The sequence below is a fragment of the Bacillus sp. J14TS2 genome, from assembly GCF_018333015.1.
Lineage (GTDB): Bacteria > Bacillota > Bacilli > Bacillales > Bacillaceae_C > Lederbergia.
This window is the reverse complement of the sequence record NZ_BORE01000007.1, coordinates 270,807-283,167: the sequence shown is the minus strand read 5'-3', so window position 1 is coordinate 283,167 and position 12,361 is coordinate 270,807. Positions and strand designations below refer to the sequence as shown.

At 39.0% G+C, this 12,361-nt stretch carries 19 protein-coding genes; 18 read left to right on the top strand and 1 reads right to left on the bottom strand.

Annotated features, from left to right (window positions below):
- The first annotated feature begins 7 nt into the window (after positions 1-7).
- The 18 genes from rpmD (at position 8) to rpsI (ending at position 11,096) form a co-directional block, all read left to right on the top strand.
- Entirely contained in the window at positions 8-190 is a 183-nt protein-coding gene (gene rpmD / locus KI375_RS13075) for a 50S ribosomal protein L30 (RefSeq protein WP_207451739.1), read from the top strand.
- A gap of 32 nt (positions 191-222) precedes the next feature.
- On the top strand, positions 223-663 hold the full coding sequence (gene rplO, locus KI375_RS13070; protein WP_212973922.1) for a 50S ribosomal protein L15: 441 nt from the start codon (positions 223-225) through the stop codon (positions 661-663).
- 3 nt (positions 664-666) lie between these two features.
- Positions 667-1,959, top strand: coding sequence for a preprotein translocase subunit SecY (gene secY / locus KI375_RS13065; protein ID WP_212973921.1), 1,293 nt, complete (start codon positions 667-669; stop codon positions 1,957-1,959).
- A gap of 68 nt (positions 1,960-2,027) precedes the next feature.
- Positions 2,028-2,678, top strand: coding sequence for an adenylate kinase (locus tag KI375_RS13060; protein WP_212973920.1), 651 nt, complete (start codon positions 2,028-2,030; stop codon positions 2,676-2,678).
- Positions 2,678-3,424, top strand: a complete 747-nt coding sequence (map, locus tag KI375_RS13055; protein ID WP_212973919.1) for a type I methionyl aminopeptidase — start codon at positions 2,678-2,680, stop codon at positions 3,422-3,424. The genes KI375_RS13060 and map overlap by 1 nt, the downstream gene beginning before the upstream one ends.
- A 15-nt stretch (positions 3,425-3,439) precedes the next feature.
- Entirely contained in the window at positions 3,440-3,775 is a 336-nt protein-coding gene (locus tag KI375_RS13050) for a KOW domain-containing RNA-binding protein (protein ID WP_207451734.1), read from the top strand.
- Complete coding sequence (gene infA / locus KI375_RS13045) at positions 3,753-3,971, top strand: translation initiation factor IF-1 (protein WP_057985584.1); 219 nt, start codon at positions 3,753-3,755, stop codon at positions 3,969-3,971. The genes KI375_RS13050 and infA overlap by 23 nt, the downstream gene beginning before the upstream one ends.
- 34 nt (positions 3,972-4,005) lie before the next feature.
- Complete coding sequence (gene rpmJ, locus KI375_RS13040; protein WP_003156543.1) at positions 4,006-4,119, top strand: 50S ribosomal protein L36; 114 nt, start codon at positions 4,006-4,008, stop codon at positions 4,117-4,119.
- A gap of 19 nt (positions 4,120-4,138) precedes the next feature.
- Positions 4,139-4,504 carry a 30S ribosomal protein S13 gene (gene rpsM, locus KI375_RS13035; protein ID WP_207451733.1) on the top strand — a complete coding sequence of 122 codons (366 nt, stop codon included), beginning with the start codon at positions 4,139-4,141 and terminating at the stop codon, positions 4,502-4,504.
- Between the two features lie 28 nt (positions 4,505-4,532).
- Complete coding sequence (gene rpsK, locus KI375_RS13030; RefSeq protein ID WP_212973918.1) at positions 4,533-4,928, top strand: 30S ribosomal protein S11; 396 nt, start codon at positions 4,533-4,535, stop codon at positions 4,926-4,928.
- A 162-nt stretch (positions 4,929-5,090) separates the two neighbouring features.
- The gene (locus KI375_RS13025) at positions 5,091-6,035 is read left to right on the top strand and encodes a DNA-directed RNA polymerase subunit alpha (RefSeq protein ID WP_207451731.1); all 945 of its coding nucleotides are present in this window, start codon (positions 5,091-5,093) and stop codon (positions 6,033-6,035) included.
- A gap of 69 nt (positions 6,036-6,104) precedes the next feature.
- Positions 6,105-6,467 (top strand): 50S ribosomal protein L17, encoded by a 363-nt coding sequence (gene rplQ / locus KI375_RS13020; RefSeq protein ID WP_212973917.1) that lies wholly within the window; start codon positions 6,105-6,107, stop codon positions 6,465-6,467.
- A gap of 341 nt (positions 6,468-6,808) precedes the next feature.
- Positions 6,809-7,657 carry an energy-coupling factor ABC transporter ATP-binding protein gene (locus KI375_RS13015; RefSeq protein ID WP_212973916.1) on the top strand — a complete coding sequence of 283 codons (849 nt, stop codon included), beginning with the start codon at positions 6,809-6,811 and terminating at the stop codon, positions 7,655-7,657.
- Positions 7,633-8,502: an energy-coupling factor ABC transporter ATP-binding protein gene (locus tag KI375_RS13010; protein WP_207451728.1), complete on the top strand. Its 870-nt coding sequence runs from the start codon at positions 7,633-7,635 to the stop codon at positions 8,500-8,502. The genes KI375_RS13015 and KI375_RS13010 overlap by 25 nt, the downstream gene beginning before the upstream one ends.
- Complete coding sequence (locus KI375_RS13005; protein ID WP_207451727.1) at positions 8,499-9,296, top strand: energy-coupling factor transporter transmembrane component T family protein; 798 nt, start codon at positions 8,499-8,501, stop codon at positions 9,294-9,296. The genes KI375_RS13010 and KI375_RS13005 overlap by 4 nt, the downstream gene beginning before the upstream one ends.
- A 6-nt stretch (positions 9,297-9,302) precedes the next feature.
- Entirely contained in the window at positions 9,303-10,055 is a 753-nt protein-coding gene (gene truA / locus KI375_RS13000) for a tRNA pseudouridine(38-40) synthase TruA (protein ID WP_212973915.1), read from the top strand.
- 192 nt (positions 10,056-10,247) lie between these two features.
- On the top strand, positions 10,248-10,685 hold the full coding sequence (gene rplM / locus KI375_RS12995) for a 50S ribosomal protein L13 (RefSeq protein WP_212973914.1): 438 nt from the start codon (positions 10,248-10,250) through the stop codon (positions 10,683-10,685).
- Between the two features lie 18 nt (positions 10,686-10,703).
- Positions 10,704-11,096 (top strand): 30S ribosomal protein S9, encoded by a 393-nt coding sequence (gene rpsI, locus KI375_RS12990; RefSeq protein ID WP_207451724.1) that lies wholly within the window; start codon positions 10,704-10,706, stop codon positions 11,094-11,096.
- A gap of 570 nt (positions 11,097-11,666) precedes the next feature.
- Here rpsI and KI375_RS12985 read toward each other — a convergent pair.
- Positions 11,667-12,257, bottom strand: coding sequence for a TetR/AcrR family transcriptional regulator (locus KI375_RS12985; protein ID WP_212973913.1), 591 nt, complete (start codon positions 12,255-12,257; stop codon positions 11,667-11,669).
- Positions 12,258-12,361 lie beyond the last annotated feature (104 nt).

Below are 12,361 nucleotides of genomic sequence, written 5' to 3'. Positions count from 1 at the left end.
AATTATAATGGCAAATAAATTGGCAATTACCCTTACTCGCAGTCTTATTGGTCGTACAGAGGGCCAACGTGAAACGGTTAAAGCATTAGGGCTAAAGAAGGTTAACCAAACAGTTGAACATGATGATAATGAAACTATCCGTGGCATGGTCCATAAGGTTTCTCATTTAGTTTCTGTTAAAGAACAATAATCTTACTTTTTAAAGATAAGGAGGTGCCAACGATGAAACTTCATGAACTGAAATCTGCTGATGGTTCCCGTAAAACACGTAATCGTGTTGGTCGAGGTATTGGTTCTGGAAACGGAAAAACTTCCGGCAGAGGACATAAAGGTCAAAATTCTCGGTCAGGCGGTGGTGTTCGCTTGGGATTTGAAGGTGGTCAAACTCCATTATTCCAACGTTTACCAAAGCGTGGTTTTACGAATATTAACCGTAAAGAGTTTGCTATTGTAAACTTAGATACACTTAACCGTTTTGAAGATGGTACGGAAGTAACTCCGGAACTTCTTATTGAGTCGGGAATTGTTCGAAATGAAAAGTCAGGTATTAAAATTCTTGCTAATGGCAACATCGAGAGAAAGCTCACAGTAAAAGCGAATAAATTTTCCTCTGCTGCCAAAGACGCAATTGAAGCTGCAGGCGGTAAAACTGAGGTGATCTAATTCATGTTTCAGACAATCTCCAACTTTATGCGTGTAGGTGATATTCGCAAAAAGATTTTATTCACCTTACTAATGTTAGTTGTATTTCGTTTAGGAGCTTTTATTGTAGTTCCTGGTGTAGACCCTGAAGTGTTAAAGTTTCAGGATCAGGCAAGTCTATTTGGATTCATGAACATCTTTGGTGGTGGAGCACTTCAAAACTTCTCTATCTTTGCGATGGGAATTATGCCTTATATTACTGCTTCAATCATTGTTCAATTATTGCAAATGGATGTAGTACCTAAGTTTACAGAGTGGTCAAAACAAGGTGAAATGGGACGGCGTAAGCTCGCACAATTTACGCGCTATTTCACAATTGTGCTTGCCCTTATTCAAGCTGTTGGGTTATCGTTTGGTTTCAACCAAATGACAGGTCTGCAGTTGATTAAGAATCCTAGTATAATGACTTATGCCACTATTGCAATCGTGCTTACAGCTGGAACTGCATTTTTGATGTGGCTTGGTGAGGAAATTACGGCAAAAGGGGCTGGAAATGGAATTTCCATCATTATTTTTGCTGGGATTGTTGCGGCTATTCCCACTTCTGTAAACCAAATTTATGTACAGCAGTTTGAGAATCCTGGCAGTCAACTTTTCTTGCGTATTGTTGTTTTGTTACTGCTTGTATTAGTGATCATTGCGATTGTAGTAGGAGTTGTCTTCGTTCAACAAGCATTACGTAAGATTCCTATTCAATATGCCAAAAGGGTAGATGGACGCAATCCGGCGGGAGGGCAAAATACACATTTGCCGTTAAAAGTGAATGCTGCGGGTGTAATTCCAGTTATTTTTGCAAGTGCATTTATGGTTACACCGCAAACCATTGCTACTTTTTTCTCATCCGGAAACACAGCTGGTACCATTCAGAATATCTTTGATCATACAAAGCCAATCGGAATGGTTATCTTTTTTGCTCTTATCATTGCGTTTACTTACTTTTATGCATTTGTTCAAGTGAATCCCGAAAAGGTAGCTGAAAATTTGAAAAAGCAAGGTGGTTATATACCAGGGATACGTCCAGGGAAAAACACACAAACCTATTTAACAAATGTCTTATATCGAATGACTTTTGTAGGTTCGCTTTTCCTTGCAGCGGTTTCTATATTGCCAGTCTTCTTTATAAAATTTGCTGGGTTGCCGCAATCTGTACAAATAGGTGGAACGAGTCTATTGATTGTGGTGGGAGTTGCACTTGATACAATGAAACAATTGGAAGCCCAGCTGGTGAAGCGTCACTATAAAGGCTTCATTAAATAATCGAAATGGTTTTAGGAACAAGATGTCTTTTGTTCCTGTCTCCATTTAGATGCTTGGGGGCATAACGGATGAATTTAGTTTTAATGGGTCTTCCAGGTGCCGGAAAAGGTACTCAGGCCGATAAAATTGTAGAAAAATATGGAACACCACATATTTCTACTGGGGATATGTTTCGTGCAGCAATGAATGAAGGTACAGAGCTTGGACTAAAAGCCAAATCCTTTATGGATCAAGGCGCACTTGTACCAGATGAAGTGACGATTGGTATTGTTCAAGAGCGATTGAATAAGCCGGACTGTGAAGACGGTTTTCTCTTAGATGGTTTTCCACGAACTGTTGCTCAAGCTGACGCGCTTGAGGCGATTCTTGAGAAAATCGAAAAAAAAATAGATTTTGTCATTAATATACAAGTTGACAAAGAGATCTTAATAGAGCGTCTTACAGGCCGCCGAATTTGTGAGAATTGTGGGGCTACTTATCATCTTGTATTTAATCCACCAGCGGCAGAAGGTGTTTGTGACCGTTGTGGTGGTAAATTGTACCAAAGAGCAGATGATAATGCTGAAACTGTTCAAAATCGTCTTGAAGTAAATCTTCAACAAACACAACCATTGCTTGATTTCTATCAAGCAAAAGGATATTTGAAAAATATCAATGGTCAGCAGCATATTGATCAAGTTTTCGCAGATATTGATTCTTTGCTAAAAGGTTTGGTATAATGATTATTTGCAAAACACCTCGCGAAATTGATATTATGCGAGATGCTGGAAAGATTGTTGCACTTACGTTCCAAGAACTTAAGAAATCTATTCAGCCAGGAGTTACGACGAAGGAATTGGATATGATAGCTGAGAAGTTTATTAAGGAACATGATGCCTATCCTTCTTTTAAAGGATATAACGGATTTCCAGGTAGTATTTGCACTTCTGTTAATGAAGAGCTAGTACATGGCATACCAGGGAAACGGGTGTTAGAAAAGGGCGATATAATCAGTCTTGATATTGGGGTACGATACAATGGCTATCATGGCGATTCAGCCTGGACCTATGCAGTTGGCGAAATTGATGTTGATACCCAGAAACTTCTTGATGTTACAGAAAAGTCCTTAATCATGGGCTTAAATGAGGCTAAGCCAGAGGTTCGTCTTTCTAATATATCCCATGCCATTCAAGAATACGTAGAATCTGAAGGTTATTCGATTGTTCGTGAATATGTTGGTCATGGAATTGGCCAAGATTTACATGAGGACCCAGATATCCCTCACTATGGGCCGCCCAATAAAGGCCCTCGTTTGAAACCCGGAATGGTACTTTGTGTTGAACCAATGGTAAACGCAGGAACCCGTTACGTTAAAACGTTGGCGGATAACTGGACTGTCATCACAGTCGATGGAAAAGTATGTACGCATTTTGAACATACAGTGGCCATTACAGAAACAGGTTACGAGATTTTAACTAAAATTTGAGTGCAGGTGATTTGGTTGAATGACTCTGATTCGACACCCCGAATAGGTCAAATTGTGCTTATCAATAAGGGTCGAGATGCAGGACAATTCGCGATTATCATAAATAAAGCTGATGAGAAGTTTGTTCTTATTGCTGATGGCGATCGAAGGAAATTTGATCGTCCCAAGAAGAAGAATATCCAACATCTAACACTTTACGACTATGTTTCTTCAGAAGTTCGAGACAGCTTAGCAGAGGCGGGTAGAGTTACAAACGGGAAATTGCGATGGGCACTTACCAATTTTGTAGAAGAGATTCTGGATGTTGTAGAGAAGGGAGACGGATTTAATGGCGAAGGAAGATGTAATTGAAGTGGAAGGGACTGTCGTGGATACTCTGCCAAATGCTATGTTTAAGGTAGAGTTGGAGAATGGCCATACGGTACTTGCACATGTTTCAGGCAAGATCCGCATGAATTATATTCGCATATTGCCTGGTGATAAAGTAACTGTAGAGCTTTCCCCATATGATTTGACACGCGGAAGAATCACATACCGTTTTAAATAAATCATGTACTCCGACCATAAGGAGGTTTTAAACAATGAAAGTTAGACCATCAGTCAAACCAATCTGTGAGAAATGTAAAGTTATTCGCAGAAAAGGCAAGGTCATGGTGATTTGTGAAAATCCAAAGCATAAACAAAAACAAGGATAACAAGGAGGTGCGCATTATTATGGCACGTATTGCTGGTGTAGATATTCCGCGTGAAAAGCGTGTAGTCATCGCATTAACTTACATTTTTGGAATTGGTAAAAGCACAGCTTCTAAAGTCTTAGCTGAAGCAGGTGTTTCTGAAGATACACGTGTTCGTGACTTAACTGATGATGAACTAGGTAAAATTCGTGATGTTGTCGATCGTTTGAAAGTAGAAGGAGATCTTCGTCGTGAAGTGTCCTTGAACGTGAAACGACTAATGGAAATTGGTTCATATCGTGGTCTTCGTCATCGTCGTGGTCTTCCTGTTCGTGGACAAAATACTAAGAACAATGCTCGTACACGTAAAGGTCCACGTAAAACAGTTGCAGGTAAGAAAAAATAATTGATCGTAAAGGAGGTAACAGATTAACATGGCTCGTAAAACAAAAACTAACACTCGCAAGCGTCGTGTGAAAAAGCATATAGAATCAGGTATTGCTCACATTCGTTCTACTTTTAACAATACAATTGTTACGATTACAGATACGCAAGGGAACGCGATTTCTTGGTCTTCAGCTGGTGCGCTTGGTTTTAGAGGTTCTCGTAAATCTACTCCATTTGCAGCACAAATGGCAGCAGAAACTGCAGCTAAGGTTTCAATGGAGCATGGTATGAGATCTCTTGAAGTAACAGTTAAAGGACCTGGAGCTGGACGTGAAGCTGCGATTCGTGCATTACAAGCTGCAGGACTTGAAGTAACAGCGATTAGAGATGTAACACCTGTTCCACATAACGGATGCCGTCCACCAAAACGTCGTCGTGTTTGATTCTGTATAAATAATGTATTCCTTGGATATACTGGGGTACTATATGAATTTAGACTAGTAGAATCAATTCTTCATCCAGTTGTTGCACAAACGGGAATGTAACATGGGGAATTTCGAAAATACCTTTCGAAATTTCGACGTTTTGAAGGAGGGTATATTTGAATGATCGAAATGGAAAAGCCGAAAATTGAAACAATTGAGATCAGCGATGATGCCAAATATGGAAAATTTGTTGTAGAACCCCTAGAGCGTGGATATGGAACAACTTTGGGTAACTCCTTGCGTCGTATCCTGCTATCTTCTCTCCCAGGTGCTGCCGTAACATCGATCCAAGTGGAAGGTGTACAACACGAATTCTCTACAATTGAAGGGGTAGTCGAGGATGTGACCTCTATCATCCTGAATATTAAGAAACTCGCAATGAAAGTCTATTCTGATGAAGAGAAAACATTAGAAATTGATGCTCAAGGTGAGGGTGTTGTCAAAGCTTCAGATATTTTACATGATAGTGATGTAGAAATTCTGAATCCAGATTTACACATTGCTACACTTGGAAAAAATGCTAATTTCCGTTTGCGTATGTCTGCAAAACGTGGACGCGGTTATACACCGGCTGATCAAAATAAGCGCGAAGATTTACCAATTGGCGTAATTCCAATAGATTCAATCTTTACTCCGGTTTCCAGAGTGAACTATCAAGTTGAAAACACTCGCGTGGGTCAAATGACAAACTTTGATAAATTAACTTTGGATGTTTGGACAGATGGTAGTATTGGACCGAAAGAATCTATTTCTTTAGGTGCAAAGATTTTAATGGAGCATTTAAATATCTTTGTTAATCTGACAGATGAAGCTCAAAACGCAGAAATTATGGTTGAAAAGGAAGAGGACCAAAAAGAGAAAGTCTTAGAAATGACAATTGAAGAACTCGATCTTTCTGTTCGCTCCTATAACTGCCTAAAACGTGCTGGGATTAACACTGTTCAGGAATTATCCAATAAGTCTGAAGAAGATATGATGAAAGTTCGGAATTTAGGAAGAAAATCCTTAGAGGAAGTAAAAGTAAAATTGGATGATTTAGGTCTCGGCCTACGTAAAGACGATTGATTGTTTTACACCAATTTTATAGCTCAATCTACACTAACAGGATGAATTCAACAAGGGAGGGAAAAGGAGATGTCTTATAGAAAATTAGGTCGCACTAGCTCACAACGTAAGGCGATGCTTCGTGATTTAACGACTGACTTAATTATAAGTGAACGTGTAGAAACAACTGAAGCACGTGCAAAAGAACTTCGCTCTGTTGCCGAAAAGATGATTACACTTGGCAAGCGTGGGGATTTACATGCACGCAGGCAAGCTGCTGCATATGTTCGTAATGAAATCGCGGATCAGGAAACAAAGCAAGATGCTGTACAAAAGCTATTTGCTGATATTGCACCTCGTTACGCGGATCGACAAGGCGGTTATACACGCATCATGAAACTTGGACCACGTCGTGGGGACGGGGCTCCAATGGTAATTATTGAGTTAGTTTAATACACATTTGAAAAGCGGAGAGACGTATCGCCTCTCCCTTTTTTAAAAAATAAGAAAGTATTTCTTAAGATAATGTATTTTTTTGGGTATTATAAGTATGATAACGTTGGACAATTGATAAAGCTAAAAAGGAGCGTTACGATAGGCAGAGCAATTGGCTGTCCTGTCTAGCTCATGCGCCTCCTCCTCGTGCTTCAAGAATTGGAATGGGACCTAAGAATCCTGTTTCCTGGAGTGAGGTGCAGGCTTTTTTTCTATTTCCAGATTTTTTGAATTCTATCAGAGTGTAGCGTTAGACCAAATTTTTTTGTGTTATTAGTTGAGTTGAGAGGAGTAATGGAATGGGGACAGAAAAAGAACCAGTGATCTCGATTCAAAATATTTCTTTTAAATATGAAGGTCAAGAAAGGTATGCATTAAAAGATGTTTCCTTTTCAGTAGACAAAGGGGAATGGCTTGCGATTGTTGGACACAATGGGTCAGGCAAATCAACACTTGCGAAAATTCTTAACGGCTTGCAATTTCCTGAGGCTGGTAAGGTTCTTGTCGGTGACTACCAATTGAGTGATGAAACCATTTGGGATATTCGGAGACAAATCGGTATGGTATTCCAAAACCCCGATAATCAATTTGTTGGTTCAACCGTTCAAGATGATGTGGCTTTTGGCCTAGAGAACAATGGAGTGCCATTTTTGGAGATGAAAGAACGGGTCCAAAATGGATTGGAACGTGTTTCCATGGGGGAATTTCTTGACCAAGAGCCACATCATCTTTCAGGAGGACAGAAGCAAAGAGTGGCGATTGCTGGAGTAATTGCCCTGCAGCCGCAAGTCATTATACTTGATGAAGCGACTTCTATGTTAGACCCACTTGGGCGGGAAGAAGTCCTCAAGACAATTCGCCTTTTAAAAGAAGAACAGGATTTAACTGTTATTTCCATTACACATGATTTAGAGGAAGCGGCTAAGGCGGATCGAATGATTGTAATGAATAAGGGAGAGGTATACAAGGAGGGCACTCCTGACGAGATCTTCAGGTTAGATAGGGATTTGATTGAATTAGGTTTGGACTTGCCCTTTTCGATTAAAATGGCTCAGGCGTTACGTCAAAGAGGTTTTACTTTGCCAGATAAATATTTGCCAGATGCGGAATTGGTGGAGGAATTATGGACATTACACTTCGAGAGGTAGAATATAGATATCAAATCAATACTCCATTCGAACGGCTTGCTATTCAGGAGGTTAACCTGTCCATTCCTCAGGGGATTTTTGTTGCGATTATTGGTCATACAGGTTCGGGGAAGTCTACTATTCTACAACACCTCAATGCACTCATCCAACCAACAAAAGGACAAGTAATAATTGGAGATCGTGTGATTGATGCTGAAAAGAAGGAAAAGAATTTGAAATCGATTAGACAAAAAGTAGGGATCGTTTTTCAATTTCCTGAACATCAATTATTTGAGGAAACAGTAGAAAAAGATATTTGCTTCGGACCACTGAATTTTGGAGTATCTGAGGAAGAGGCGCAGAAACGAGCTAGAACGTTAATAAAAGAAGTGGGTCTATCAGAAGAAACGTTAGGAAAATCTCCCTTTGATTTATCTGGAGGGCAGATGAGACGTGTTGCCATTGCAGGTGTACTTGCGATGGAGCCAGACGTTCTAGTTTTGGATGAACCAACCGCCGGGTTGGACCCAAGGGGCAGGACGGAAATTATGGATATGTTCTACCACTTGCATAAAGAAAAGGATTTATCGACAATCCTTGTTACGCACAGCATGGAGGATGCCTCTAAGTTTGCAGATGAAATTGTCATTATGAACCAAGGAAAAGTCGAGCAAGTGGCTGATCCAAGAACAACCTTTTCAGACCCTCAATCTTTATTAAAATTAGGACTAGATGTACCAGAGGTCGTAAAGTTTCAGTATTTATTTGAACAGAAATCTGGAGAAAAACTAGATCGAACATGTTTAACTATTGAGGAACTAGCGGAGAGCCTAAAGGAATATCAGAAACGTGGTGCTTCCTCATGATGGAAAAAATGATATTTGGACGATTCATCCCGGGAAATTCTCTACTCCATCGTCTTGATCCACGAGCAAAACTACTATTTGTATTTGGCTTTATATGTATTATCTTTTTCGCAAATAACATTGTGACGTATGGGTTAGTGCTCTTATTAGTCTTAACAATTCTTCTTATATCACAGATTAATCTTAGGTTTTTATTTAATGGTTTAAAAATGATTTTATTTTTAATTGTGTTTACCTTCTTTTTACAGCTCTTTTTTAACCATGAAGGTGATGTTTTGTTTTCAATGGGCTTTATTAAGATCCATGAAGAAGGCTTGAGACAAGGTATTTTTATTTCTTTGCGCTTCTTCCTGCTTGTGCTGATGACATCATTATTAACTTTAACAACAACGCCAATTAGCTTGACTGATGGGCTTGAAAGCTTGCTGCATCCTTTAAAAAAGCTGCGCTTTCCAGTTCATGAACTTGCGTTGATGATGTCGATATCGTTGCGTTTCATTCCTACTTTAATGGATGAAACAGACAAAATTATGAAGGCGCAAATGGCGAGAGGAGTAGACTTTTCGAGTGGTTCCTTGAAACAAAGAGTACAAGCTTTTATCCCTTTACTTGTTCCTTTGTTTGTTAGTGCCTTTAAGCGTGCTGAGGAATTAGCTACAGCAATGGAAGCAAGAGGGTATCGTGGCGGCGAAGGCCGGACGAAATATCGAGTCTTACAGTGGCAATTAAGGGACACATTGGCCGAACTGCTTTTAGTGCTACTGACAGTGATACTGATCTTATTAAGGTCGTGATTTAGGATGGGAAAGATACAACGCTATAAGGCGATAATTTCATATAATGGTTCTGCTTACTCCGGGTTTCAGATTCAACCAAATGGACGTACGATTCAAGCTGAATTGGAAAGAGCCTTAGTCAAAATGCATAAAGGTCAGATTATAAAGATATTTGGCTCTGGCCGGACAGATGCGGGGGTTCATGCTAGAGGACAGGTGATTCATTTTGATTCCCCTTTAGAGATTCCTCCAAAAAGTTTGCAGATTGGGTTAAATACGCTACTATCAGATAATTTAGTGATAGTGGATATAGAAAAGGCTGATTTAGATTTTCATGCTCGCTTTGATGCAAAAGGGAAAACATACAGATATAGAGTATATACTCAAAAATCTAAAGATCCCTTTCGTCAGCAATTTGCAACTCATTATCCATATCCTCTGGACTTGCAAAGTATCCAATTGGCAACACATCATTTGATCGGTACCTATGATTTTACCAGCTTCTGCTCAGCCAAAACAGATAGGATCAATAAGGTGCGTACGATTACCGAGATTACCTTGGAGAAGGCCGATGATGAGCTGATCTTTACGGTTACAGGAAATAGTTTTTTGCGTAATATGGTGAGGATTATCGTTGGTACGTTATTGGAGGTTGGGGCTGGAAGGAAAAAGGCTTCCGCGATACCGCAAATCCTAGAAGGCCGTGATAGGAAACTTGCAGGAAAAACAGCGCCGCCTCAAGGATTATACTTATGGAAAGTGGAATATAATGGATAGATAAGCTAGTTTTCAGTATACTTAAGTAATATCTTGACAACTTATCCAGGTGTATTTATTTTTTTCTTGACTTTATGTCTAAAAAACGATAAGATATCCTATGGTATTGTTTTAATTCCATGATAAGCCCCGGAAACTTATTATGCTGAATATAAATACGAACTTGGAATATTTAATTTAGGAGGGTAATGAATGCGTACTACGTATATGGCTAAAGCCAGCGAGATTGAACGTAAATGGTACGTGATTGACGCCGAAGGTAAAACACTAGGTCGTCTTTCTACTGAAGTTGCGTCCATCTTGCGCGGTAAGCATAAACCAACTTTTACACCGCATGTAGATACAGGTGATCACGTTATTCTAATTAACGTTGAAAAGATCGAACTAACAGGTAATAAACTAAATGATAAAATGTACTACCGTCATACAGGATATGCTGGTGGATTAAAAACAAGAACTGCATTAGAAATGCGTACAAAATATCCAGAGAAAATGTTGGAGCTTGCTATCAAAGGTATGCTTCCAAAAGGATCACTTGGACGTCAAATGTTCAAAAAATTACACGTGTATGCTGGAGCTGAGCATCCACACCAAGCACAACAACCGGAAACTTACGAGCTTCGCGGTTAATAAAGGGAGGGAAATAGATTGGCACAAGTTCAATACTATGGCACAGGTCGCCGTAAGAGTTCTGTAGCTCGCGTACGTTTAGTACCTGGTGATGGCCACATCGTAATCAACAATCGTGAAGTAGAAGACTACATCCCATTTGAAACATTGCGCGAAGTGATCAAACAACCACTTGCAGCAACTGAAACACTTGGAAGCTATAATATTCTAGTCAATGTGAATGGTGGAGGTTACACAGGACAAGCAGGAGCAATCCGTCACGGAATCGCTCGTGCACTACTACAAGTAGATCCTGAATTCCGTAGCCCACTTAAGCGTGCAGGTCTCCTAACACGTGACCCACGTATGAAAGAACGTAAGAAATACGGACTTAAAGGCGCTCGTCGCGCACCACAATTCTCAAAACGCTAGGAACCCAGTCATATCAAGGGTTACGCCCATTTGGATTTTTATACTAAATGGGCGTTTTTAAATAAAAAACAGTCAAAAAAGCGAAAGTGAATGTAATTTGATATGTAAAAACACATCGCCAATGTTTACGGTGTGTTTTTTTATTTTATCTTTTGTAAGGGAACCTTTTCTAAATTTCTTCGTTTCTATTATTAAACAACAAGTATTGAAAATAATTAGGGAACTGGAAAGGATTGTTAATATGAACAAAACAAATTTTAAACTCGATGTTTGTGCTTCTTTTATCTTTAGCGGGTGCTGTCCAATATAGTACGTGAAGAATACTTCATTAACGAGTGAGGTGCGTCGGAATCGCAAAAAAGGAAATTTCGAATAGGCTGGACAAAAATAAAACAAAATCATTTAGCCGAAAATTTATATCCTATTTTTTTGCATTTTCTTATTTCTATAGTCTTATTAGTCATGCTGAACAAAAAAGAATTTGCGGAGCATCATTTTATTTGCTTTCTTTTTTTGTGTTATATAGCTCCAATAACAGTTGGTAGTATTGTATAAAAAGAGAAAAAGCCGTTAGATCAGCCCAGGTAGGATTAGATCAATGGCTAGTTTGTATAAATTTTTCTTTTCCTGACTTGAACGATAGCCAAGCAATTCTGCATTCGCTAATGATGTAATAAAATTATATAAAAGTACCGATACATCATCAATACGCAAATCTCCCTTGAATTCCCCGCGACTTATGCCTTCCTCTAAGATATCGCTCACAATTTGAAATTCAGGTTCATACAGTTTAAGCATATGGTCATAATTCTCTTTATTAGTTGAAACAAAATATTCTTGAATGGTATTCGTAATCGGCTTTTGCAGCATGATATTATTTAAGTTCGCCCAAATATATAATTTTTTTTCAGCGGATCGCTCAGTCTTTGACATAATGCCCCAATTTCGAATAAATTCATTAGATACTTGCTGAATACAGTAAAGATACAATTCCTCCTTATTTTTAAAATGGTAATAAATCGTTCCTTTACTTAAGTTTGTTTCATTTTTTATATCAGCCATAGATGTGGCACTATAGCCTTTATGTTCGAATATTTTCGTTGCGACATCCATGATAAATTGTTTCGTATCCTCACTATTCACGCCTGCTGGTCTACTCATACTTCCTCCAACCTTTTTTAATCCTATTTTAGCTTATTAAAGCCTATTATGCCAATTAATCGGACGATCATCTACTTAATTTCAGTTAAATATTTATTTGGTTT